Raw genomic sequence first — 25,429 nt, 5'->3', positions numbered from 1 at the left:
CGGCTTTAGAAGTGTTACCGGACAAGTCAGTGGCACCACAGGTACAAAAGCAGCACTAAATGAAGGTGATAATTCGCATACCTACCTCAAGAAAGAAAAACCATGAGCACATTTTATATTTGTGAACCAGGAATAAAGCTATGGGAGCAACCAACTTACACCACTGCCCTTGGCTTCATGACTTTTTCATTTCTTGGCCCTTCCATTTTAGAAATATGGGCCACTTGGAAAAAAGTCACTCACACTTTAGGACCCGAATGGCCAGTAGTGATGAAATGGCGAACAATAGGCTACTCACTGGAACACGAAAAGGTTCAAGAGCTACGCCTACGCAAAGAAATTGGCAAATCCTTGACCGAAAAAGATCTAATAAAAATTAATGAAATATCAAAAATATATTCATACATCAAACTAAACAACACCCGAGATGTAAAATTCAACCCAAATGAATTAACACAGCATCGAAATACAATTCTAATTTTCAAAAAAATCAGCCCTAATCTCGACCTTATATGGGAACATCTTAACAAAGCCGACAAGGGTATCTCTTCGCAAAGCGTCCTTGATTTCTTAACAAATAGTCGAGAAACCCTCATTGGCCGATTCATAGAAAGCGATACTCATTCAGCCGCACAACTTATCATCCCAATAGCGTACAGCGACAAAATAAAGTCCTTACTTGAAAATTTAGAGATCACCAAAATAACCACAACTGAAGTACCGGACACCATTAAAGATTTTAATAAGAAAGGGGACACCCATTAACCGGTCTCAAGTCAAGGTTTGTCTAGTCCTGAAATAGGTTTACACCTGTTTCACCCCAACACTCCGTCAGCGCCCGCCTCCGCAACCCCAAAAATCCTGACCCCATCAGCCACACCTGCGAAACCCTCTCCTCGCTCAACGTACTGACCACCGACCTGGCCTGTGAACTCGAAGGCTCACATCGCAGCCTAGCGCTATCAATTCAGCAATTGGCCGCACTGGGTGAGTTGTTGGTAAACCGGGCGCTGGACAACCTCGACCCACCCGGTGGGACGTCCGACGCTCAGGAGGTTCAGCCATGACTCGATACATGCCGATTACCGGCATCGACTGCACGATCCCTTCGCTGCTGATCGACACCGCAGCGCCTGTCGATGTGCTGCATGACACGGCCGCGTATCGCATTCGCTGTGTCACTCAACTGCTGGAAACGCTGTCTATGGGCGAAGCGCCTGGCGGTGACGCTGTACTGTTGCAAGAGTTTGCGCGGGTGTTGGTCATCCCATTGCGGGACGGTTGCGACGTGCTGGATGTGGTCGGGCGGCGGTTACGGGCCCAGCTTTAATTCAGCCAATGAAAATGGGCGACTCCAGGGTCGCCCATTTTTATATCCGACGTTTAATATCATCCCTCAATTTTATACACAGAGCATTTGGCAAGAGGCTGCTAAAACTTCGTCTGCAAATTTCTTGATATAGGAGCAAAATTCTTCCAATTTCCACTATGGTGGACTCTTCCACAAAATCCCAGTCACCCCAAAAACCCAGAAAAACTGGCTATTCGGTCAAGTAGCTTCCTCACTGAGAAATATTGGTTTTGAGCCAGTCTTCAATCTATGCTGGGCTAACAGTATGGAGGCTGTGATGAATGTTCAAACTCAGACGGAAAACATGGGCGTTACTTTTGGTCTACATCGTAGGTGTCAGTGGTTATATCTACTACCTCTACGTCGAGACTCAAGGAATCCTCACTGACAACATTAATAACAAGCTGCTGCATGCCGCGCTGGGCGCTTCGGCCATCCTCGGCGACCGCTACCATGACAATCTGATCGACAAACAGTCGAAAACGGAAGCGCAAGACTGGGATGCCATTCAGCGGCTCTCCAGGTTCAACGAGTCCATGGGCACCGCGTTTGTCTACAGCGTGGTCAAACGCGCTGGGGAAGCCTATCTGATCAGCTCCAGCGCGTCGAAAAAAGAGATTCAAGAACAGAATTACGTACGTTTTTTCGATCCTTATCCAGATGCCAGTCAGGCTTTGCTCGACAGTTTTGAGCGCACCGAGCCCACCTGGATCGATTACTCGGATCACTGGGGAGACTTTCGCGCCGTGTTCGTCCCAATGAAATCCCAGGACGGGACGGTTTATGTGGCGGGTGCGGAGATGACGTTGGCGGACTACTACCAACAACTTAATCAGGACTCTCTGCACCATATCATCCTTGCCATTCTGGTATTTCTCGCCTTCAGTCTTTTGTTCGTGATCGACTTATTGCGCATGCGTGCTCATCTTCAGCAACTGCAAATAAACGAACAGGTATTGAATCAGGCAAAAAATGCCGCCGAGGATGCGGATCGTTCCAAGACCCGTTTTTTAGCCACCATGAGTCATGAAATCCGCACGCCCATGTACGGTGTCATCGGTGCGACTGAGTTACTGGCCGGCTCCTCCCTGAATCCCGAGCAAAGCGGTCTGGTCAATACGATTCATACCAGCGGACGAACCCTGCTGTCGCTTATCGACAACATTCTCGACCTGGCAAAGATCGAAGCGGGCAAACTTGAATTGAGACCTCGTGTATTCGAAGTGAGAGCATTGGTTTCATCCAGTATTGAAATGATCCGGCAAAACACTCAGGGCAAACCAATAATCATTGAGGCTCAGGTATCGCCGGATGTACCGCACTGGGTCAAAACCGATACCGATTGCCTTCGCCAGATACTGATCAACTTGTTGGGTAATGCGGTCAAGTTCACCGAAACCGGAACAGTATCGCTCGTGGTCAAAACGAGCGGTGACGGCCCTCGAGCCCGACTCGACTTCTCCATACGCGATACCGGCATAGGTATCCCTTTGGCGCGGCAAGACAGCCTGTTCAAGCCCTTTGTTCAGTTCAAAGGGCCGGCCAGTCAACGCTTTACCGGGAGTGGGCTCGGTCTTTCAATTTGCAAGAGTCTGGTCGAGGCGCAACAGGGGACTTTATCCTTTACCAGTCAGCCTGGCATCGGATCGACGTTTTCCTTCTCACTCCCCATGGAGCCTTTTTCCGTCTCGGAAATACCCCTCGGGGACGATCATGCAACGGTTGGTTTCGACTCATCTTTTGCCAGGGATTACCCGCTCGATATCCTGCTGGTGGAGAACCATCCCATTAGTCAGAAAGTTGCCTTGGCGATGTTACAGGCGTTGGGTTATATACCCGCCCTTGCGTCAGATGGTCTGGAGGCGGTCAATGAGTGCATAACGTCGACTCCAGGTATCATTTTTATGGACATCAATATGCCTGTTATGGATGGGCTAGCGGCCATCCGTAAAATCCGCGAACTACCACTGGGCGATACTTGCTACATCGTTGCGTTCACCGCGAGCGCTTTTTCGAGCGAGATAGAACGTTTCAGGGCCGCCGGTGCCAATGACATTTTAACCAAACCGGCAAACTTTCAGGCCTTGACCCAAGTACTTCAGCGTGCAGCCAACTACCGGCGACAGCTCCAGGCCAGTACTCCGGTAGTGGATGCAATTTCAAGTTGAAATGGGCTTAGGGTACAAACGCCATTACGGAAACAGGAGAACCCGACCCCTCTTTGAGTCGAAGCACGCCAATGACCAGTGTCGTGCCTTTCGCAGGTAGCTGATCGAGATTTGTCAGACACTCCAGGACGATGCCATCTTTGGCCAGAATCTGGCTGTTGGTGGCGTAAACCGTATCCTGACCTGGATCAGCGCCATGTGTATCGATACCGACACCGGCGATTTGGCGTTCTTCAAGCAGAAACTGGGTCGTAGCAGCGCCCACACCGGGAAAGTGTGGGCCTTTCGCGTCTTCATTGATAAAGCGCTTGGGATCGTTCCACAGGGCTTGCCATCCCGTATAAAACAGCACAACAGAGCCTTGGTCGATGCGCCCATTAGCCTGTTCCCATTTTTCGATGTCCTGGACGCCAATCACATAATCCGGGTTATCCCGAGCCTGGGTTCGTATATCAATCACCACGGCCGGACGCACCAGGGACTCCGGTTTATAGGCATCAATCCCGATGGCATTGGGGTGAAAACTATTGGGCGCGTTCATATGGGTAGCGCTGTGCTCGCCGATGCTGAAACGCCGCAGGTAATAACCGTCTTTTTCCTGTGAAGCCACCACGTCGAATGTCACTGGAGGGTCGTTAGGCCACAGTGGAATCGTCGTGCTAATGACATGGCTGAGGTCAATGACCTTTCGAAACTGAATACTCTGCATTCCTTTGACTTCCTTATCCTCTGCGAAACTTTTAGCGACGCCGACCGACAGCAAAGCGGCCAGTACGCCGATGGATACCCGTTTAAAACAGCTCTTGTTTTGCTTTGATCTCGCCATAACGATTGGCTCCCCCTTTGATCATTAAGGACTCCTACCCTCGAGCCCAGCTGTGGCTCCAGCCATTCTCTACTCCCTGTTCGTTGATCCTGAAGAGGTTTGTGTATTGGAGAGTATCAATATTGATCGTTTCAATGCATCACCGTAACCGTCCCGGCGCCCCACGATGCATCGACTCGCGGCACTTTATGCGGGTTGGCCATCCCGTTGCAGGACGGTTACGATTTGATGGATGTGTCCGGACAGCATTTGCGGAAGCCGCTTTAGATCTTCCAATAAAAATGGGCGACTCCAGGGCCGCCCATTTTTATATCCGAAACTTTTAAACAGCACCTCCCAAAGAAGGTGTTCGCCCAGTGTAATGGCCTTGGCAATCCATGCACCGGTAAAGAGCCCTGACACCGGGCGAACGGGAAGGATTTTAATAGAATTTGGCAGATATGTCCTCGTGTACAAACATGAAATTTATGCACGTAATATTTCGTAAGGCTTCGCTCACACATCGTCTACAAACTACTTAAACCCACCAGTTCGACCATTGAAATTGATTGTTCTTATACCGCTATCTGCACAAGAACAATCAATACGTACAAGTAGTGATCAGCTTGGGTGCCAGCTGGTCACTTTCAGCACATCGTTACAGATCAGCACAACGCTCTGCCCTGCTTTCAGATCTTTCAATTTCGCCGAACGGCGTGGCGCCGAGAGCTCCAACTCAATACCCGGTCATCTCCAGATACCCCTGCCCCCCATGACTGCCGCTCAGCCGCACCGGCCCTTCCCAATAGGGAATACGCAAGTCCATCCAGGCCTTGGGGTTGAGGGCGTCGATGGTGATTTCGAGGTGCTGGGCGGGGATTTTAATCGACCAGCGCACGGGCATCGAACGCCCGGCAACCTTGGCGGTATCTTGCGGTGTGAGGCTGATGTCGTCGGCGTGCAGCAACTGCGTCTGCCCTTGAGCGTCGATCCAGGTGCCGGTGAGGTATGGCGCGCCGTCCTTTTGCCGCATGCGGTAGAGCATCACTTGCTCGCCACTCTCCAGGTGCAGGGAGAACCAGTCCCAACCGGTCTGGTTGGCGGTCAGCGGCTGGCTGCTCCACTCGCGGTCGAGCCAGGCAGGGCCGTTGACCGTGTAGGTTTTGCCGTCGATTTCCAGGGTGCCACTGGCCTGAAAAAACGGCTGGCTGTAGTAATACGATGCTTGGCCTTGTTCGGATTTCTGGCTGAAGCCTTTGTCTCCCTGAAGCACCAGTGGCCGGCTTGAGGTCAGTCGAAGCTGGTAGCTGAACGCCTTGTCGCGGGCGCTGAGTTGCAGGTCTGCCAGCGGGTTTGCGTCGATGGCCTGACTGCTGAAACGCCAGTCGTCGATCCATGCGTTGAACGGTGTCAGGCTTACTCCGGCCTGGCCGACGCCACCTCGGGCATAGCGTTCGGCGGCATGGTGTGCGGTGGCGGATGTCACGGCCGCATGGCCCAGCCAGATGGTCTGATTGGCCCAGCCGGATTGCTCGGGCGTCGCTTTCAAGGCGCTGCGAAACAGCGTCCATTGCGCGCCGAACTCGCGACCCTGGTCGTCCTTGAGGTTGGCGGTGACGTACCACCATTCGATGCGAAAGCCATCGTGGGCGCCGTGGTCCGCCGGGAAATTGAACACTCGCCCGGGCACCACCGGGGTAAATGCGGCGGCCTGATGGCCGAGGCCGGCGAAACCTTTTTCCGGCGCAGGCGTGTTGTCGCAGCCGCTCAGCAACACCAGTAACAGCACGCAGACTTTAATCTTCATGAGCAAACGTCCTCAGCAGATCCGCCGGTTGCGTGCGATACAGCGAGTACAACGGCCACGCCGATGCGAGCAACGTGGCGAGCAAGGCCAGGCCCATCAGCTGCAACAGTTGCAGTGGAAACACCCGTAGCGGCAAGCGCCAGCCGAAGGCCTGCACGTTGATCACCGTGTCCAGACACCACGCCAACGCGATGCCCAACGGCAATGCCAGCACCAACGTCAGCACCGCGAGCAACCAGGTTTGCCCGAGGTTGAGCAGCATCAACTGTCGCCGCGTCACGCCCAGCGCCCACAGCGGCGCGAGTTGTCCGAGGCGGCTCTGGCTCTGGGTCAGCAGGCTGATGAACAGCGCCACGCCCGCGACGCAAAGCGTCAGACTGTTGAGTGCGGCGGTGGCGGCGAAGGTGCGCTCGAACACTTGTGTGGACCAACCCTTGAGCCGAGCCTGATCGACGATGCGGCTGTCGTCCAGGGCGAAGCGCGCTTGCAGCGCGGTCAGGAACGCGGGAATCGATGCCGGCTCGATGCGCAGGTTGAAACGGCTGGGTGTCAGCTGCGGCCAGCCGCGCAGCAGGTGATTGATGTTGACCAGCAGATGGCCCTTGGGATTGCCGTAGTCGGCGTAGATCCCGACGATCCGTGGCGACCATGGACCGTTGGGCGTGGCAATGGTCATGTGATCACCCAGGCGCACCTTCAACCGCCGGGCCAGTTGTTCGCTGAGCATCAGCGCGTCGTCCTTGGCCAGCCGCTCCCAAGGGTCGTCGCCCAAGGCTTCCAGCAACGGCCAGTGCTGGCGATAGGTCGGGTGATCGATCACACCGAAGACGTCCGCCGGCCAGCCCTGCAACTGGATCGACACTTGCCAGTTGGGTAGCACCGCGCTGACTTGGGGTTGTTGTTTGAGCCAGGTGTGCAGCTCTCGAGCCTGAGCGGGGTTTTGCGGATTAACATACAACTCGGCGGTCAGGCGTTGTTCGAGCCAGTTGTTGAAGGTCTGGCGGAAACCGGCGGTCATGCTGCCGGCGCCGATGTTCGCCGCCAGCGCCAATAACAGCGCCATCAAGGCCAGGCTCAGGGCCGGCAACTGCTGACGGCAGTCGGCGACAAACCATTGGCCGAGCACTGAATGACTGTGCCGAAGCACCCGGTTGAGCACGCTGTTCAACACCACCGGCAAGGCCAGTGCGGCACCGATCAACAACGCGGCCATCAGCACGAAGCCACTGCTCAGGCTGTCGCCGAACATCAACGCCAACACCGCGATCAGCGCAGCCATCGCCGCGACCCAACCCTGGCGCCGCAACCAGCGCGCGTGGGCCTGATGCCAGGCTTGCGGATCGGCCAGCGCCAGCAACGGCAAACGTGCCGCTCGCAGCAAACTGTTGGCGCCGGCCAGCAACGCGCCGAACAGGCTCAGACCGATACCACTGAACCACCACAGCGGGCTGAGGCTCAACTGCCCCGGCACTTCGGCGCCATACAAGCCACGCAAACTGGCGGCGACGTCCGGCAACAGCACGCCGGCCAGCAGGTAGCCGCTGACCACGCCGGCGACACCACCGATCAACGCCAGGCCACCCAGCTCGACGGCGAGGCCGGCAATCAGCATCCGCGCGCTGATGCCGCAGGCGCGCAGGGTTCTGAGCAAGCCTCGACGTTGCTCCAGCGCCAGGCCGATCGCCGCGTGCACGATGAACAGGCCGACCACGAACGACAGAAAGCCCAGGGCATCGAGGTTCAGGTGGAAGCTCTCGGTCAGGCGCGCGAGATTGTTTTCTTCGCCGCTGCTGATGAGCTGCAGTTGGCCCTTGAACTGATCAGGCAGGGTCGCGGAGAAATCCTTGGGCAGCAGCAGGCGTGACAGTTGATCGGGCAATTGCAGAATCTGCTGGGCGAAGCCGATGTCCACCAGCAACACACCGGGGGCCATATCGGGTTGGGCACGCAGGGGCGGCAAGGTGACGCCGCTCTGGGCCACCGGTGTTTCACCTTCGGCCAAGCCCAACGCCCGCAAGGTTTGCGGCGAAATCCAGGTGCTGCCCGGCGCCGTGAAGAACTCGACCACCTGCTCGATCGGTAACGACCGCCCGGCCACGGCGGAACCGGCCGGCAACGACACCGGCTCAATGCCCATCAATTGCAAGCGCTGGTCTTCATGGCCCTTGAGCGTCAGCCGACCTCGCAACACCGGCGATACCGGCCACCCCGCGCGACGCAGGTCGATAAACAATTGCTGAGGAAACACCCCGCCGCCAGGCGCGCTGAGGCTGGCTTGAGGTTCGCCGCCGATCAACTGACTGGCCCGCGCGTAGCTTTCCCGTGCCTGACTGTTCAACGCTTGCACGCCAGTCAGCAGGCTGGTGGCGAGCCAGAGCCCGGTCAGCACACTGAAAAATTGCACCGGATGTTGCCGCCAATGGCTGAGCAGCGCCCGCAATGTCTCGCGAAAAACCCGCACTTCAGCGCTCGTCCGCGCCAGCCAGACGGCCACCGTGCAGCATCACTTTTTCCGCCAGTCGCGCGGCGACCCTTGGGCTGTGAGTGACCATCAGCAACGTCGTCGGGCTGTCGTCGAGCAGCTCCAGCAACAACTTCAACACCTCATCGCTGGTGGCTTCATCGAGACTGCCGGTGGGTTCGTCGGCCAGCAGCAGTTTCGGTTGCGAGGCCAACGCCCTGCCAAGCGCAACTCGCTGTTGTTGCCCGCCAGACAGTTGTTCCGGATAGCGCTGCAACAGATCCACCAACCCAAGACGCTGCACCAGATGCGCCTGCCAACGCGGATCGTGGCGCCCGGCCAGACGCGCCTGAAACGCCAGATTGTCCTCGACGCGCAAACTGCCGATCAGGTTGAACTGCTGAAACACCAGGCCGATTTCGGTGCGCCGCCAGTTGGCCAATTGGCCTTCGTTCATCTGCTCCAGCCGATGCTCGCCGCTGCGAATGCTGCCGCGATCGACCTTGTCCAGGCCGGCGATCAGGTGCAACAAGGTGCTTTTGCCACTGCCCGATTCGCCCATCAACGCCAGGCTGCTGCCGGGTTTCAACGTGAGGTCGACGCCTTGCAGCACCGGCAATGGGCCTTGGGGGGTGGCGTAGCTTTTGAAGACGCCCTGGACCGAAAGCATGAGAGGAGGCTCGTTGAAGACAGTGGGCCTAGGATAGCGGACGGCAGCGGGACCGCGTTATCGTTTATCGCCCGCTCAGTCCATCAAAGTCTCACTGCCCCACCGCCACACTCGGCACCACCGGCCCCGGCGTCACAATGCTCTTCAGATCGATGTATTTCCACGCCGGCATAGCGCCGAGCCGCGCATTGAAGCGATAGTTGAAGGTGAAATCATCCGCCGTCGACACACTCAACGGTTTGCCATACACCGCCTCGATCCCCGCCAGGTCATAGCCCATCAACTGCAGCAACGTCGGGAAGATGTTGTAGTGACTGGAGCGATCCTTGTTGGCCGGCATCTGCGCCTGCCAGCCCAGGGTCTTCAAGTCGCTGCCCGAAATCACCACCAATGGCACCAACCCCTCCTCCTCCACCGGATCACTGCCGCAGTGAGTGTTGAGCCCCGGGTTCCCTCGCTCATGCAGATCCTGCCCATGGTCCGAGGTGTAGATCAGCAACGCATTGCGTAAATCCGCCTGAGAGAAAACCCGTGCGAAGAACTCGCCGACATTCCACAGCACCGTGTTTTTGTAGGCATTGCGGTACAGCACCCAATCATCCGGTTGCCCATTGAAACCCTCGCGCGTGCCCGTGTCCGCCACCTCGACAAACTGCCCCCGAGGCAAGGTCGGGCGGTAGGCCATAAACGCGTCCGGGTATTTGTCGTGCACGGGAAAATGCGCGCCGACCTTGTTGATCACCACCAGTTCCGGCGTGCCGTCGTTGAGCAGGTCGATCAGCTTGGCGGCCGCGGCCATGTCGCGGTCACGCACGCTGGTCTGGTCGAATTGCACGAACTCGTCGATGTCCTTTATCTCGGCGGCGTTCATCAGGTTCTGCAAGTTGCCACCCGTGCGCTGGGCATCGATGTAAACCGTGCGCAGCCCGGCCTTTTTCGCGTACTGCCAGATCGACGGCAGCGTGGTGTTGATCCGCATGTAGTCAGCACGGGTGCCGCCATAGCGCAGGGTGACGTTGGTGTCGGCGCTGCAATTGGCGATGGACGCGGCGTAGCCGTAATTGAAGATGTCCACGCCCGGATGCGCTTCCTTGAGGTTGCTGTGCACACCGAACGGCGTGTTGATGTCCAGGTAGTTACCGGAAATGCTCTCGTCGATGATCAGTACGATGTCGTGGCCCACCGGCTGATCTATGCGCGCCAGGCTCACCGGCTCGCGCGGGCCGACGGTGTTGTGCAGTGCTTCATAGGTAAACAGATTCAGATAGGCCAACGGCGTGTACATGATCGGCAAGCCACGGGCGCCCTCGCCGGCCCGCACGAACAACACGACACTGAGCAGCAGCACCCCGAGCACCGGTGCCGCCGCCAACAGCGCCCCCGGCAACGGCAACCGTCGACGCGGCTTGAGCCCGATACCCAACAGCAGTAACAAGCCACTGACCGTCGCGCCGATGATCGCATCGCGGTACTGGTAAGCCGCTTCCTGAATGAACCCGCCGGAATACACCAGCGACACAAAACTGCTGTAAGTCAGGTAACCGGCAGTCACTTGCGTGTAAACGTCAAAGAAAACCGCCGAGACAAACAGCACCAACGCAAACAAATGACGGATCAGCGTCTGACGAATGTACGCGGTCATGAACAGCACAATCGTCAGCACCACGAACATCCCGCCATACAGCAACATCGGCAAACCGATGCCCAACGCCTCGAGACGGTCGAGGTAAAAGTCGTAGCTTTTGAGTAAATACAGAACCAGCAACAGTTCCTTAAAGTATCGGATCATGGTGGTGCAGTACCTCCATGGCCGTCATTAGCCGATGGAAACCAATGATTGTCAGCCATTTTCTGACACTAGCACTAAGCTATCGAAGCGCAAGAAATGCCGGTTTTTTGCCAAAAGCGTCAAAAAAACGTTGACTCAAATCTGACACGCAAAAACGCCGGTAACCCTTGTAATACAAGCCTTTCGACCGTTTATCGTTTTCTTGAAACCCTCAGCAAGCCCTCAAAACTGAGACAAATCCAGCAACGGCAAGCACTTGATAGCAAATAGCCCGTGAAATCAGGGTTTTCAGCCCGCGCTACCCGTCATTTTGCTGACACGCTTTCCCAAGGCTGGGCTATACCCCTTTTGACAGTCTCATTTCAGTTACATCCACCGTCTTACGAGGCGCGCCAAAATGGACGTAAGCGTATTTGGTACGGGCTACGTCGGCCTGATCCAAGCTGCGGCATTGGCTGCTCCCGAGGCGCCACGATCATGAAGATACTCGTCACTGGAGCCGCCGGCTTCATTGGTGCCCATTGTGTGTTGCGGCTGTTGAGCGACGGGCATCAGGTGTGCGGGCTGGACAACTTCAATGACTACTACGACCCGCAACTCAAACATGATCGCGTGGATTGGGTGCGCGAGCAGGTCGGCGATTTCCCCCTCGCAAAAGTCGACCTGGCCGACGCCGAGGCCCTCGACGCACTGTTTGAGTGTGAACAACCGGAAGTGGTGATTCACCTCGCGGCCCAGGCCGGGGTGCGGCACTCCCTGGAAAATCCCCGGGCCTACCTCGACAGCAATCTGAGCGGGTTCCTCAACATCCTCGAAAGCTGCCGTCACCACCCGGTGAAGCACTTGATCTATGCCTCGTCCAGTTCGGTGTACGGCGCCAACCAGCACACGCCTTATTCGGTCAAGGACGGCGTAGACCATCCGTTGTCGCTGTACGCCGCGACCAAAAAAGCCAACGAGTCGATGGCCCACAGCTACAGCCATCTGTTCGGCATTCCCTGCACCGGTTTGCGTTTTTTCACTGTGTACGGGCCCTGGGGCCGGCCCGACATGTCGCCGATCCAGTTCGCCCGGGCGATCGCCGAAGGGCAGCCGCTGAAACTGTTCAACTACGGCCAGCACCAGCGGGACTTCACCTACATCGACGACATCATCGAGAGCATCGCCCGCCTGATCGAACGCGCGCCCCAGCCGGCACCGGACTGGAACCGCGAGCAACCGGATCCGGCCAGCAGCATGGCGCCATGGCGCATTTACAACATTGGCGGACAGCAGCCGGTAGAGCTCAAGGACTACCTGGCGCTGCTGGAAAAGCACCTCGGGCAAAAGGCCCTCGTCGAGTTGCTGCCCCTGCAACCGGGCGACGTGCTCAACACCTGCGCCGATGCCAGCGATCTGGCACAGGCCACCGGTTTCCAGCCACGGATAGAGCTGGATGAAGGACTCGGACGATTCATCGCCTGGTTCCGTGACTACTACCCACTGCGTAGCGCCCACTCGCCATTCATGGCCGGGCTTTAGCGGAGGACTCTATGACTGGACATGAAAAAGGCATGTTGCTCGATCACATGCAGAGTGACAACCGCCTGGATCCCGAGCACCGGATGCGCCTCGACAAGGCGATCCACGTGCAGGGTCACGGCTGGGTGACCGGCCGTAACGGTGGTCGGTCCTGGACCCTGTCGCGCACCAATCGGGTGCTCGCCTGCCTCGGTGCACTGGTGATTTTGCTGTTGATCTCCCCGGTGCTGCTGGGGCTGGCACTGGCAATCAAGTTCAGCAGCCCGGGGCCAGTGATGTTCGTGCAAAAACGCACTGGCTACCGCGGTCGCATGTTCGGCATGTACAAGTTCCGCACCATGGTGGCCAACGCCGAGGAGCTCAAGGAGTCCCTGCGGCATCTGAACAAGCACGGCGCCGACGCCATCGACTTCAAGATCGACAACGACCCGCGGATTACCCCCATCGGCAGCTTCCTGCGGCGCAGCAGCCTCGATGAGTTACCGAACCTGATCAATGTGGTGAGCGGCGACATGCGTTTAGTAGGCCCGCGACCCACCTCGTTCAATGCCCATCGTTACAAGGACAGCCATCTTGCACGCCTGAGCATCTACCCCGGCATGACCGGCCTGTGGCAGATCTCCGGGCGCAGCAATATCGACTTCGACCAGCGCGTTGAGTTGGACCTCACCTACATCGCCGAGCAGAGCCTGTTGCTTGATCTGAAGATTCTGTTGAAAACCCCCTTCATCGTATTCAACGGCCACGGAGCGAGTTAAATGGACGGTTCATCGAACAACAGCCTGACCATCGCCAGCCCGAGCGAGTCCAACCTGACCTCGACCGTGCTCGACCTGGATCTGCGGATCCTTTTTCTGACCGCTGCCAACGCAGGCACGGGCACCACCACCAGTGCCCTGGCGCTGGCCAGCCAACTGGCGTCGATGAGCAACGGCCAAGTGCTGCTGGTGGACGCCAGCCAGTCGACGGGCAACCTCACGCAACAGCTGGGGCTGAGCAAAGAGCGCGGCTTTCGCGACCTGCTGTTCAACGATTCCCCGCCGCTGCTGCAGGACTGCCTGGTGAACGTCTCCAGCCTGCCCTTCCACATCCTGCCGAACGGGCGGCACATCCGCGGCACCGAGCACCTGACCAGCGAACAGCTGATCCCGTTGCTCGAGCAGCTGGTCGATCGGTATCGCTTCGTGGTGATCGACGGCGATGCGGTGTATGCGGCCGTCGACACCCTCGTCATCAGCACTCTGGTGGACGGCGTGATCATGGTGGTGCGCGCGGAAGACACCCGCTGGGAAGTGGCCCAGGCCGCGGCCCAGCGCCTGACCCAGGCCGGCGCGAAACTGGTGGGCAGCGTCTTCAACCGGCGCAAGTACTACATGCCCAAATGGCTCTACAAAAACCTGTAAGCACCCACCTGAAGGATGAAGTCATGAATGCCAAAGTGCTTGTCCTGCTGTTGCTACCGCTTGCAGGTTGCTCCAGCACCAGTGAAACCCAGAACATGCCGGTGCAGATCCTCACGGCCGAGCCGGCCAACGCCCAGGCCACCGATATGCCCAAGGTAGAACAGACCTTGCGGCCCAAGGACGTGCTGGATGTGATCTTCCACGTCAGCACCAGTGGCTCGGAGGCTTACCGCATTCAGCCCGGTGACCAGGTCGCGCTGAACTTCACGGCGGCCAGCCAGCTCAACGGCACGCAACTGGTGCTGCCCGACGGCACCATCGAACTGCCAGGGGCCAACACTTCGGTGAAAATCGGCGGGATGACCTCGGTCCAGGCCCGGGAGGAAATCCAGCGCGCCTATAACCGCAAAGCCCTGTTCCAGCCCAATCGCAACCAGTTGACCGTGCTGGTCACCAGCCCGCTGAGCAACGAGCAAAACCTCAAGAGCGCCCTTAACCACCCTGCTACCGGCATGAGCCGGGAGATCACCGTGGGTAACGACGGCTATGCGAGTTTTCCGGAGATCGGCTCCGTGCCGCTGCAAGGCATGACCGTCAACCAGCTCGAAACGTTCCTCAATCAACGTTACGCGCAATTGCCGGGACGGATGACAGTCGACGTCATGCTCAAGTCCACATCGGGCAACGAAATCTATGTGCTGGGTGAAGTCGGGCAGCCGGGCTCCTACCCGATTCGCCGCCCGGTCTCGGTGCTCGAAGCGTTGACCCTGGCCCGTGGCACCAGCGTCAAGGCGCGCCTCGATTCGGTGGTGATCATGCGCCGCAACGGCAACCAAGTGCAGGCCGTGCGCTACGACGTGGAGAAAGCCTTGTCCGGTGATGCGTCGCAGATTGCTTACCTGCAACCGGACGACATGCTCTACGTGCCCAAGACCAAACTGGCCAGCGCCGGTGAACTCGCGCGGCAACTGGCGGACGTGGTGTTGTTCCAGGGGGTCGGCTTCAGCTTCGGCTACCGCGTCGACAACAAAGGCAGTAACAACTAAAGCTCAGGAGACCGATCATGAACCCAAAGGAAAACTACCTGCATGAGTTCTTCAGGATTTTCTTCGCCAACAAGCGGTTGGTGAAGCGAATCTTCCTGATCTTTGCAGTGATCGCCCTGCTCCTGCCGCTGGTGCTCAAACAGAGCTTCGATATCACCGCGCAGGTGCTCGTGCAGTCCAAAAAACTCTCTCAGGGAGACGCCACCACATCCCTGACCCAGGGGGATGCCTCTTTCATTCCGCCGTCACTGGCGGATATGGAAACAGAGAGCAATATCCTGCGCTCGCCGGCCCTGATCCGTCAGACCATCAGCGACCTGCAGGCCAAAGGCGAGTACACGCCCAACCCCGGGGCCTTCAACAAACTGGTGACCGTACCGATCCAGAGTTTCGTGACCAACCCCTTGCGTGAATACGTGATCAACCCGGTGCGCGGCGCGCTCGGGCTTGCAATCGATCCGGTGCGGGACACCAGCCTGGATACTTTCACCCAGGAGGCCATCGATAACCTGAAGATCGACACCCTGCCCGGCTCCAACGTGATCTCCATTATCTACAGCTCAAGCGATCCGGCCCAAGGCACCCGGTTTGTCGCAACGATGTTGCAAAACTACCTGGCCAGCCGTCAGGAACTGCAATCGATCGACCTGCCACAGAGCTTCTACGAAACCAAGAAGAAGCAGTATCAGGGGCGGCTCGATGGCCTGGAAGGCACTCGACTGGCGTTGCTCGAGAAGATCGGCGCGTCCGATCCGAAGGAAGAAATCACCTTCCGCCTCAACGCCATCAACACCGAGGAAGAGAACCTGAACCAGTATCAGGATCGCCTGTTGCAAAGCCAGCGCTGGCTCGACTACCTGAAAACCGCGCTGGCGGCAGCCAACAATACCACTCGGCTCAACGACTACACCTTCCCCTTCACCTTCACCACCACGGTGGACAACATTGCCTTCGAAGACCGGGAGATCCGGCAGATCGGTGAGCAACTGACGACTCAAGTCAGCCGCTACATGAACGACCTGGCGGTGTTCCAGCCGGGCAGTGAACCGATGCTGCTGGCCCGTGAGCAAATTACCCGCACCCGCCAGCAGTTCCTGAAAATCGTCAGCAACCGGATTCAGGAGCGCACCAGCGACCTGGCGATTGTCACCTCAGTGATCAACCAGAAAACCGCGCGCATCGCCGAGTTCAAGAACCGCATCCACCAGTTGCAAGTGGCGCAGAGCAAGCTGCAGCAGATGGATACCGAGATCAATGCCTTGCACGCGGCGTTCTCCACCTACGCCCAGCGCTTTGCCGAAAGCAGCACCGCCCGCGCGCTGGACAGCGATTTGTCCAACGCCCGGGTGCTCAGCCCGCCGTTCGAACCGACCGAGGTGGCGTTTCCCAAACCGCTGCTGATCATTCCGTTCGGGATGCTGACCGGCCTGCTGCTGGCGATTGCCTTCGTCTACGTGCGTGAGTTCTTCGATCACAGCTTCAAACATCCAGCGCAAATCACCCATGAACTGGGCTTGCCGGTGCTGTTGGTGATCAACGATCAGGACGCCTTGCCGAACAACCCGCACAAGAACTGGACCGTGCCTAGCCTCATGTATTGGGTGCGCCATTGAACGGGCCGCTCAGCGCCAGCGCGCTGCCGATCATGCATTTGATCAGCAGCGGCGGCTTTTATGGCGCTGAGCGGATGTTGCTGGACCATTGCCTGGCGACGCCGGGACACCACCAGGTGCTGTTTCTGGATGCGCCGCCGGCCCTGATCGACCGGTTCCGCGAGGCCGGGATCGACTGCCGCGCTTTCGCGGGAATTGGGCAATTGCTGGGTCATTTACGTTATCGGCGGGCTGAACATCCGCTGATCAATACGCACAATTTCAAAGGTCTGGTGTTTGGCTGGGTCGGCGCGACATTGTTTGACTTGCCGTTGGTGATTACCCAGCACGGTTTCACCCCGCGCAGTCGCAAGCAACGCTTCTACGGCTGGCTGAGCCTGCAACTGTGCCGCACGGCGTCGGTGGATCGGGTGGTGTGCGTGGCCGAAAGCATCGCGGTGCTGCACCGCAAAGCCAGTGTTCGGAAGGAGAAGCTGCAAGTGATTCCCAATGGTCTGCCAACCGCCAACGGCCTGCTGCCCCACAACGCCAGACACCCGCGCTGGCTGGCGGGCTACGTCGGTCGGCTGACCCATGAAAAAGGCCCGGACCTGTTTCTCGATGCGCTGATTGCGCTGTGTCAGCGACATCCGCAACTGGACGCGGTGATGCTCGGCGACGGTCCGGAACGGGAAACCCTGCTGGCGCGAATTGCCGCTGCCGGCTTGCACAACCGCATCACCCTGCCGGGTTACCAGACCGACATGAACCGCTGGTGGCCGCAACTCGATGCGCTGGTGATCAGCTCGCGCACCGAGGGCACGCCGATGATTTTGCTCGAAGCGATGCAGGCCGGAGTGCCGGTAGTAGCGTTCAGCGTCGGCGGAATTCCCGATGTGCTGGAGGACCGGCACAACGGCCTGCTGGCGCCCCCCACCGACAGCGTCGCCCTCGCCCGGCAGCTCGACACGCTGCTGAGTGAGCCGGCACTGGCTGGCGAACTGATCGACAACGCAAAACGTACGCAACAGGACCGTTACGACCTGAAGGCCTTGGCCGAACGCTGGTCGCAGCTTTATATCCGTACTGCACGGGAGGCACGCACGTGATCTTTCCGCTCTCGATCGTCAGTCTGCTCGCCCTGGTCTGCCTCGGTTTGCTGGCCAGCCCTTACCCCTATCTGGCGCCAGGCGCGGTGCTGGGCATGGTCGCTGTCGGTGTGCTCTACCGAAAACCCGCCTGGGGGTTGTTGGGCATCGCGGCGCTGGTGCCGTTCGAAGGTTTCTTCAAGGGCAACGCGCTGTCAGGCACCAAATTCATCGGTGCGTCACTGGCACTGGTCCTGATGTTGCAACTGGCCATTCACCAGATTCCGTCCGAGCGCCTGCGCAGCAACATCTGGCGCTATCTGATCGGATTCATGGTGTTGTACGGGTTGAGTATGATCAATACCGACAACATGGACATGTCCCAGAGTCATCTGCGGGACATGAGTGTCGGCATGGTGCTGTTTGTGATCACCTTGCTGATCGGCCGTGAGTTGAACCTCGATCTGTTCGCCCGGCTGGTGACCCTCAGCGTTGCCGCGACCTCTGTGCTGGCGATGTTCTCCACCAAGTATCAGGACCAGGGCCGCGCCGCCGGGCTGCTGGAAGACGCGAACTCGTTTGCCCTGCTGATCGCCTTCGCCGTACCGTTGGCCCTGCTGCTGGTGATCCGCGGCCCGAACCTGTTGCACCGATTGTTCTGGGGCGGCTGCTGCATTTTGCTGCTGGGCGGCATGACCAAAACCGATTCCCGTTCCGGACTGGTGGTCCTGTTCCTGAGCTTGATGATCGGCGCCTGGCACTACCGCGCGCAGTTGCCACGCATCCGGCCGCGCCACTTGGGTTTTGCCATGCTCGGCCTTGCGATCGTGATCCCGGTGGCGACTTATTCGATGCCGGCTGGTTACCTCAAGCGCATCCAGTCCTTGAGCGTCTTGAAAGAAGGCTCCAAAAGCCAGGACGAATCCCTCGGCCGCCGCGCGTCATACCTTGTGGTCGGCAGCCAGATCATTCGTGAGCATCCGTTACTCGGTTCCGGCCCCGGCACCTTCCCGCTGCACTACGCCACCTCCGGTTACGCCAAGGTGTTTTCAGCCAACCGCAAGCCCGGCGACTTGTACCGTCGCGCTCACAACACGTACATGGAAATCTTCAGTGAACTGGGGATTCCCGCCGGGCTGCTGTTCGTCGGCATGCTGGGCCTTGGGATGTATAACCTGGTCCGCGCCCGTCAAGCCTGGATGCTGCGACGGGATTGGGAGCAGGCCGACCTGATCACCCACCTGGGCATAAGTTATCTGTCGTTGACACTGTTTTTGATGTTCCTCAGCGCACCGAACCACAAGTACCTGTGGATCATGCTCGCCCTGACCTGGGTGTTGCGCCTCAAGGCGCAAGAACGTCCGCTGACGGAGCCCGTGGCATGAACCGCATCAGCATTGCCATCCCGATGTACAACGAGGCCAGGCACATCGGCCGCACCTTGCTTGCCGCGAAAAAAGCCGCGCAGGCTGCCGGGATGGAATGCGAGCTGATTGTGGTCGATAACGGCTCCGACGATCAGGGCCCGCACATCGCTCGCCAGCTCGGGGCGCAGGTGCTGGTGCTGCCCGGGCTGCTGATCGGCGCCCTGCGCAATCGCGGAGCGGCAATGGCGACAGGCGAATGGCTGGGCTTCATCGATGCCGATATCGAGATGCCCGAGGACTGGCTCACGCTGTTGTTGAGCATCCAACACGCGGTTCAGGTCGACGTCCTGGGACTGGACCTGCACACCCCGACCGAAGCCCCGTGGTATGCCAATGCCTGGCAACGCCGCACGTTGCGCCCGAACGATGAAACGCTGAAAACAGTGCGATGGCTGCCCAGTTCCAATCTGTTGATGCGTCGTCCATGGTTCGACAAAGTCGGCGGCTTCAACGAAAACCTGCGCACTGGCGAAGACAAAGATTTCACCATGCGCCTTTCCCACTCTGGCGCACGCCTGCTGTCCGTCAACCAGAGCGTTGCCCTGCATTGGGGTTACGAGAGCAGTTGGCGCGAATGGATGGGCAAGGAGTTCTGGCGTCAGGGCAGTCACCTGCAATTACTGCGCAGCCACGGCATGAGTCTGCGTTTACTGCGTTTCCCGATGCTGTCGATCATCGCCTGGGTGTTGGATTTCATGGCGCTATCCGCCCTGTTCAACGGTTCCCCCCGACTGGCGCTATTCATGCTGTTCGTCACCAGCCTGCCAGCGCTCGCCCAAAGTCTGCGGCAAAGCCTGAAACACCGCGACCTGCGCCTGATGCTGCAACTCTGGGGCCTGCATTGGGTGCGTCTGCACCTGGCCGGTGCCGCGCTCATCCTGAGCCTTTGTCGCTGGAATGCCAGGAGACCCGCCCGTGGCTGAATTCGTGTTCTGGTGGTGCCTGTTATTGCCGGTGTATGCCTGGCTCGGCTACCCGCTGCTGCTGACGCTGCTCTCGCCGTTGTTTGCGGCGCCCCGTCATGAGCCAGCGCAACCGATGAACGTGAGCATCGTCATTGCCGCGCACAACGAGGCCCAGTACATCGAAGAGAAGCTGCGCATCCTGCTCGCCCAGGATTATCAGGCGCGCTCGCTACAGATCATTCTGGCCAGCGACGGCTCCACCGACGACACCGTGGCCTGCGCCCACAAGGTCATCGACCCGCGCATCAGCGTGCTCGACCTGCCCCGTCAGGGCAAGGCGGCCACCTTGAATGCCGCCGTCACCCTGAGCACGGGCGAAATTCTGGTGTTCACCGATGCCGACAACCAATGGTCGACCGACACCCTCGGCCAATTGCTCGCGCCCCTGGCCGATCCACAGGTCGGGGCCTGCGCCGGGCACATGTTGATCCCGGTGACGGGCCAGGGCCTGAGCCTGGGCGACAGCCTTTATCGGCACTACGAAGGCTGGCTGCGCCTGGTGGAAAACCGCACCGGCTGCATGGTCTCCGCCGACGGCGCCCTGCTTGCCCTGCGCCGCGAGTTGTTCCAGAACGTGCCGGCGGAGGTCAACGATGATTTCTTTATCAGCACCTGCGCGCCGGTGGCGCTCAAACGCATTGTCTATGTGCCCACAGCCCGGGTGATCGACCAGGGCGTCGATGAGATCGACAAACAATGGCGCCGTCGTCTGCGCGTCACCGTCGGCGGCCTGCAGAGCCTGGCCCAGCGTCGGGAACTGTTGAACCCCTGGCGCCATGGCTTGTATGCGATTGCGCTGATCAGCCACAAACTGATTCGACGCCTGGCACCGATCCTGTTGCTGCCGTTGTTGCTGAGCAACTTCTGGTTGTGGGACGTCCATGGCTTCTATCGCCTGAGCCTGATCGCGCAACTACTCGGTTATGCGGTAGCCATCGCCGGCCTGCTGGATGTGCAACACCGTTTGCCCAAACCCTTTCGCCTCGCCGGCTTCTTTCTGGTGACCCTTGCCGGGATGAGTATCGGCCTGTGGCAGTTCCTGCGTGGACAGCGGTACGCGCAGTGGAACCCCGAGCAAAATCGTTGAAAGGACCGCGCCATGGCGATCAGACAATTACTAAAACGCACCAGTGGCTGGCTCTATCTCAACTCGCCGGTAGGCCGTCACCAACTGCACGGTGCCGGGGTGATCCTGATGCTGCACCGGGTGCTGCCCAATGACCGCGCCGCCGACCTGCCCCATCGCAATGAACTGTGCGTCGGACCGAAAGGCTTTGCTCACCTGCTGCTCTGGTTGAAAAAACACTTCGATTGCGTGCCGCTGATGGAAATTCTGCAACCCGGCACCGCCATGTCGGAGCGCCCCAAAGTCGCGCTGACCTTCGACGATGGCTGGCGCGACAACGCGCTGAATGCCTTCCCGTTGCTGAAAAGGCATCAGATGCCGGCGAGCATTTTTCTCTCCACCGATTTCATCGGCAGCCGGCAACGCTTCTGGTGGGAAAGCCTGGGGGAAACCCTGTGGCACAGCCACGGTGAAAAAGCCCGGACGCACTTGATTGAATGCCTGCGACAGATCGGGCGACCGTTACCGGTGCTGCTCGATGATCTGGATGTGCAGCGCCGTAGCCTGGCGCTTTTGCATTTTCTGCAAAGCCTGAAAAACCTGCCGCCGGGCGAACTGAGCCGGCTCACCGACCAATGCCCTGAAGAGTCGTTGCCCCAGGCCCTGGACTGGCATCAAGTGCGCGCGCTGGAAGCCAGCGGGTTGATCCGCTTCGGCCCTCACGGCGCCAGCCACACGATCTTCACCGCCCTTGACGATCAACACCTGGATGAAGAACTGAGCCGCAGCCGCAATGCACTGTTGAACGGCTGCAACCGGCCGCTGCCGGTCTACTGCTACCCCAATGGCGACCATGATGCGCGGGTGCGCGAACACGTGGCCGACCACGACTTTCCGTTTGCCCTGGGCACCGCCAGCGGGATTTACCGTGGTGTCGGCGATCCATTGGCCTTGCCGCGGATCGGCATCAGCCAGCGCACGGCACGCAATCCGGAATTGCTGTCGTGGCGTATCTACCGCGGAGCCCGGCCATGAGTCGCAGCCACTACCTCAAACACCTGGCCCTGAGCATGGGCACCAAACTGGCGATGATCGGCTTGCGGCTGCTGCGCAACGTATTGCTGGCGCGGATTCTGGGGCCCAGCGAGCGCGGCCTGTTTGCGCTGCTCAGTACCCTGCCCGATTTGATCAGTGCCGCCACCAGCGGCGGGCTGAATTCGGCGGTGGGTTATCAGGCGGCCAAGCAACGGCCGATGGGTTTGCTGCTGAGCCAGGTGCTGGTGTTCGGTTGCCTGCTGGCGGGTTTGCTGACGTTGCTGGTGGTGGCGCTGGTGCGCGAGTTCGGCAGCGAACTCGACATCACCACGCAACTGGGATTGCTTGCCTGGCTGTTGCTGCTGGCGGTGCCGCTGACCGTGCTCAAGAGCGGTCTGCTGACCTTGCACAACGCGTCGGGCGGAGTGGTGGCGTTCAATGCCTTGCGGCTGGTGGAATCGCTGGCGCCACTGCTGCTGTTTATCGCCTTGTTCTGGATGTGGAAAGACGCCGCGCTGGAGGCGGCGCTGATCAGTTGGCTGGCCGGCATCAGCCTGGTGGTGCTGGCCGGTTGGTTCTGGCTCAACCGTGCGCAACCCTTGACGTTGCAATGGGACCGCGCCAGCCAGAAAGAACTGTTGCGCTACAGCGCCCGTAGCCATCCCGACTTATTGTTCCAGCAAGTCATTCTGCGCTCCGATTACCTGTTCATCGGTGCCTTGCTCGGCAGCACGGCGTTGGGTCATTACGCCATGGCCAGCGCTGCCGCCGAGTTGCTGCTGATCGTCCCGGAAGCGGTGACCACGCCGCTGATGAAACGCCTGCTGCAACAAGACGAAGGCATGGATCGCCTGACACCGTTGGCCCTGCGCCTGACCGCCACGGTGATGCTCGGTGCCTGCCTGACCATGGCCGTGATCGGGCAATGGCTGATCGTCACGCTGTTCGGCATTGCTTATCAACCGGCCTACCCAGCCTTACTGGCGCTGCTGCCGGGGCTGCTCGGCCTTTGCTATGCGAGCATCCTGCGCCTGGACTTGCTGGGCAAAAATCGCCCCGGCACGGTTTCGCTGTTGGTGGGCCTCGGCGCGCTGCTGAACCTGGCCCTGAACCTGTTGCTGATCCCGATGTATGGCATCGTCGGCGCCGCGGCGGCTTCGTCCATCGCCTACCTGGCGGTGACCGTCGCACTACTGGTGATGTACTGCCGGTTGAGCGGCGTACCGGCCTGGCAAACCCTGATCATCCTGCCCAGCGATGTGGCACCGATGCTGCAGATGCTGCAACGGAAATCGGCATGAAACGCCTGGTGCTGCTGTTGAGCCTGGGTCTCGGTTTGAGCGCTCAGGCGGCACCCATGCGCTGGGCCGACATTCGCGACGGCAGCCTGTACCTGCAAGCGGATCGCCCCGACACGTTGACCATCCAGTGGGTCCCGGCGTGGCAGGCCGATGCCAACGAAGAACACCTGTACCTGCTCGACGGCAACGGCAACCTGAAGGGTGATCGCCTAATCGCCGCCAGTGAAACACGCGGCAAGCAGAGCTGGCCGCTGGCGCCGGGTGCCGCCAGTTATCGACTGGAAATTCCGGGCTACAGCTTCCGCCGCTACACCGTCGAACACGACGAACGCACCGTGGCATTGTTCGCCCCGGCCAAGGTGCATTTCAGCGCCGAAACCCGTGGCGGCGATGAGCTGTATTTCAAAGTCGCACCGGGGGAACACGCCGTGCTGGCCGGCAAGTTTCACGGTGGCGTCAGCGCTCTGCTGGCCCAACGTGTGGGCGATAACAAACAAGTGACGCTGGCGCTGAAACCCTATCGCGCCTATTGGCAATTCGATCAGCTTGAACTGCCCGTCACCCAGGACGAACAAGTCTGGCGCCTGCGCCTGCAAGGCAGCGGCAAGGTCGCGTTCTGGCTCGATGGCACGACGAACCTGTTCGCCCAGAACCCGCAGCAACTCAAGCCGCTGCGCGAGGACGATGGCCAGACCCGGCTGACCCTGCATAAAGAGACGCTCGGCCCGACCCCGAACCTGGGCATTTACTTGCCCTACGTGCTGCCACCGCAATCCAGTTTCGCGGCGCTCGACGCCCTCAAGCCTCAGGCGGGTTCCTATTACAGTTTCGTCGACGTCACTGCGCAAAATCCGCACCACGAAGATGCGTTCCGCCAGCTCTATCAGAACCGCTTCGGTATCACGCAGGACATCACGCTGTTGGCCGGCAGCCAGCGTCAGGCCGATCTGCGCGCCGACACCATGAGCAACGCCGGCCTCGACGCCTGGCTCGCCGCCACCCGCGCCCTCGGTGGCAGCGGCACTCACTACATCGCGTTCGCCGACGAGCCGAATCTCAACTACTCGAGCTACGCCAACTACCAGGCGATCTTCAACAGCATGGCCCGGCAAGTGCGCAGCGATCCGGCCAACGCCAAGGCCGGCATTCGCATTGCCATGCCCGCCAGTTCGCGCTTCGTCAACGGCCCGTTCACCGACGATGCTGCCGACAAGCGCGGTATCGACTGGGCACGGCGCCTGCTGGCCGAATCCGGCGAGCAGATCGACGCCCTCGCCTGGCATGAATGGATGGTTCGCGACCTGCTGGCGACCCGGGTCTACCGCGACAGCGTGCGCCGCGCCGCCGAGCTGGTGGGCCTCGATGCCAAGGGCCGGCCACGCAAGGCCTTGCTGCTGGACCAGACCAACCTGTCCAGCGGCTCAAGCCTGAGCCCCTACGATCAGGAAACCCACTTCGCTTCGCTGTGGTGGGCCTCGGTGGTCATCAACTCGGCGCAGGACGGCTTGCTGGACATGCTCAACTGGTTCCAGGCCGCCGACGAACCGAACTACCCCAAAGGCATGGTGCGGGTGCTGGGCGGCGATCGTTTCGAGCTCAAACCGGTGGGCCTGGCCCAACAATTCATCCGGCAGCACTGGCTGAAAAACGTCATGCGCCTGGACAACGACGCCTTCGAAGTCGACGTGCTGGCGATGGCCACCGAGCGCCAACGCAGCCTGTTGGGCGTCAATAAGGGCGCGCGCTTGCAGCGTGTCGATCTGGCCGGGGCGACATGCCCGCTCACCAAGGGAGCGCTGGTGTATTTCGGTGCCGACAGCCGCAGTCGCGAAGGCAAATTCAACTGTCAGGACGGTCGTGTCAGCTTCGACCTGCCAGGGCAAACCCTGTTCGCCCTGAGCTGGAGCGCCTCATGAACGTCCATGAGTTATGCG

General features: G+C 59.4%; 20 protein-coding genes and 1 pseudogene. 16 read left to right on the top strand and 5 right to left on the bottom strand.

The annotated features are described in order from the left end of the window. The first annotated feature begins 102 nt into the window (after positions 1–102). The 4 genes and pseudogenes from AC1RO5_RS02980 (at position 103) to AC1RO5_RS02965 (ending at position 3,519) form a co-directional block, all read left to right on the top strand. On the top strand, positions 103–765 hold the full coding sequence (locus AC1RO5_RS02980) for a hypothetical protein (RefSeq protein WP_493172600.1): 663 nt from the start codon (positions 103–105) through the stop codon (positions 763–765). Positions 766–821: 56 nt separating this feature from the next. Next, positions 822–1,067 (top strand): annotated as a pseudogene (locus AC1RO5_RS02975) (DUF6124 family protein); the annotation flags it as partial. Beyond that, on the top strand, positions 1,064–1,330 hold the full coding sequence (locus tag AC1RO5_RS02970) for a hypothetical protein (RefSeq protein ID WP_493172598.1): 267 nt from the start codon (positions 1,064–1,066) through the stop codon (positions 1,328–1,330). The pseudogene AC1RO5_RS02975 and the gene AC1RO5_RS02970, both read left to right, overlap by 4 nt. 302 nt (positions 1,331–1,632) lie before the next feature. Beyond that, a complete protein-coding gene (locus AC1RO5_RS02965) occupies positions 1,633–3,519 on the top strand; it encodes an ATP-binding protein (protein ID WP_493172596.1) in 1,887 nt (628 codons plus the stop codon). A 7-nt stretch (positions 3,520–3,526) separates the two neighbouring features. On the opposite strand, the gene AC1RO5_RS02960 is transcribed toward AC1RO5_RS02965, so the two are convergent. The 5 genes from AC1RO5_RS02960 to AC1RO5_RS02940 all read right to left on the bottom strand — a co-directional run bounded on the left by AC1RO5_RS02960 (position 3,527) and on the right by AC1RO5_RS02940 (position 11,051). Beyond that, positions 3,527–4,345: a cyclase family protein gene (locus tag AC1RO5_RS02960; RefSeq protein WP_493172594.1), complete on the bottom strand. Its 819-nt coding sequence runs from the start codon at positions 4,343–4,345 to the stop codon at positions 3,527–3,529. Between the two features lie 715 nt (positions 4,346–5,060). After that, on the bottom strand, positions 5,061–6,131 hold the full coding sequence (locus AC1RO5_RS02955) for a lipocalin-like domain-containing protein (RefSeq protein WP_493172592.1): 1,071 nt from the start codon (positions 6,129–6,131) through the stop codon (positions 5,061–5,063). Beyond that, positions 6,121–8,592: an ABC transporter permease gene (locus AC1RO5_RS02950; protein ID WP_493172591.1), complete on the bottom strand. Its 2,472-nt coding sequence runs from the start codon at positions 8,590–8,592 to the stop codon at positions 6,121–6,123. The genes AC1RO5_RS02955 and AC1RO5_RS02950 overlap by 11 nt, the downstream gene beginning before the upstream one ends. A 1-nt stretch (position 8,593) precedes the next feature. After that, on the bottom strand, positions 8,594–9,262 hold the full coding sequence (locus AC1RO5_RS02945; protein ID WP_493172589.1) for an ABC transporter ATP-binding protein: 669 nt from the start codon (positions 9,260–9,262) through the stop codon (positions 8,594–8,596). Between the two features lie 91 nt (positions 9,263–9,353). Beyond that, positions 9,354–11,051, bottom strand: coding sequence for a sulfatase-like hydrolase/transferase (locus tag AC1RO5_RS02940; RefSeq protein WP_493172587.1), 1,698 nt, complete (start codon positions 11,049–11,051; stop codon positions 9,354–9,356). 477 nt (positions 11,052–11,528) lie between these two features. Between AC1RO5_RS02940 and AC1RO5_RS02935 the strand changes: the two genes are divergently transcribed. Genes AC1RO5_RS02935 through AC1RO5_RS02880 form a run of 12 tightly spaced genes read left to right on the top strand, consistent with a single transcriptional unit; the run spans position 11,529 to position 25,411 of the window. Beyond that, entirely contained in the window at positions 11,529–12,572 is a 1,044-nt protein-coding gene (locus tag AC1RO5_RS02935) for an NAD-dependent epimerase (RefSeq protein ID WP_493172585.1), read from the top strand. A gap of 11 nt (positions 12,573–12,583) precedes the next feature. Then, the gene (locus tag AC1RO5_RS02930; protein ID WP_493172583.1) at positions 12,584–13,330 is read left to right on the top strand and encodes a sugar transferase; all 747 of its coding nucleotides are present in this window, start codon (positions 12,584–12,586) and stop codon (positions 13,328–13,330) included. Next, positions 13,331–13,975 (top strand): CpsD/CapB family tyrosine-protein kinase, encoded by a 645-nt coding sequence (locus tag AC1RO5_RS02925; RefSeq protein WP_493172581.1) that lies wholly within the window; start codon positions 13,331–13,333, stop codon positions 13,973–13,975. A gap of 23 nt (positions 13,976–13,998) precedes the next feature. Further along, positions 13,999–15,021, top strand: coding sequence for a polysaccharide biosynthesis/export family protein (locus AC1RO5_RS02920; protein ID WP_019648519.1), 1,023 nt, complete (start codon positions 13,999–14,001; stop codon positions 15,019–15,021). Between the two features lie 17 nt (positions 15,022–15,038). Continuing rightward, positions 15,039–16,634 (top strand): GumC family protein, encoded by a 1,596-nt coding sequence (locus AC1RO5_RS02915; RefSeq protein ID WP_493172578.1) that lies wholly within the window; start codon positions 15,039–15,041, stop codon positions 16,632–16,634. A gap of 32 nt (positions 16,635–16,666) precedes the next feature. Beyond that, complete coding sequence (locus tag AC1RO5_RS02910; protein ID WP_493173202.1) at positions 16,667–17,722, top strand: glycosyltransferase family 4 protein; 1,056 nt, start codon at positions 16,667–16,669, stop codon at positions 17,720–17,722. Further along, entirely contained in the window at positions 17,719–19,086 is a 1,368-nt protein-coding gene (locus AC1RO5_RS02905; protein ID WP_493172576.1) for an O-antigen ligase family protein, read from the top strand. The genes AC1RO5_RS02910 and AC1RO5_RS02905 overlap by 4 nt, the downstream gene beginning before the upstream one ends. Beyond that, positions 19,083–20,051 (top strand): glycosyltransferase family 2 protein, encoded by a 969-nt coding sequence (locus AC1RO5_RS02900; protein ID WP_493172574.1) that lies wholly within the window; start codon positions 19,083–19,085, stop codon positions 20,049–20,051. The genes AC1RO5_RS02905 and AC1RO5_RS02900 overlap by 4 nt, the downstream gene beginning before the upstream one ends. Next, entirely contained in the window at positions 20,044–21,180 is a 1,137-nt protein-coding gene (locus tag AC1RO5_RS02895) for a glycosyltransferase (RefSeq protein ID WP_493172572.1), read from the top strand. The genes AC1RO5_RS02900 and AC1RO5_RS02895 overlap by 8 nt, the downstream gene beginning before the upstream one ends. A gap of 12 nt (positions 21,181–21,192) precedes the next feature. Next, entirely contained in the window at positions 21,193–22,194 is a 1,002-nt protein-coding gene (locus tag AC1RO5_RS02890; protein ID WP_493172570.1) for a polysaccharide deacetylase family protein, read from the top strand. After that, entirely contained in the window at positions 22,191–23,495 is a 1,305-nt protein-coding gene (locus tag AC1RO5_RS02885) for a lipopolysaccharide biosynthesis protein (protein ID WP_493172568.1), read from the top strand. Before AC1RO5_RS02890 ends, AC1RO5_RS02885 begins: the two co-directional genes overlap by 4 nt. Then, positions 23,492–25,411, top strand: a complete 1,920-nt coding sequence (locus tag AC1RO5_RS02880; RefSeq protein ID WP_493172566.1) for a hypothetical protein — start codon at positions 23,492–23,494, stop codon at positions 25,409–25,411. The genes AC1RO5_RS02885 and AC1RO5_RS02880 overlap by 4 nt, the downstream gene beginning before the upstream one ends. Positions 25,412–25,429 lie beyond the last annotated feature (18 nt).

Source organism: Pseudomonas sp. GW822-FHT02G04, from assembly GCF_058802085.1.
The sequence above is the reverse complement of the archived record's forward strand: the minus strand, read 5'-3'. Positions and strand labels throughout refer to the sequence as shown.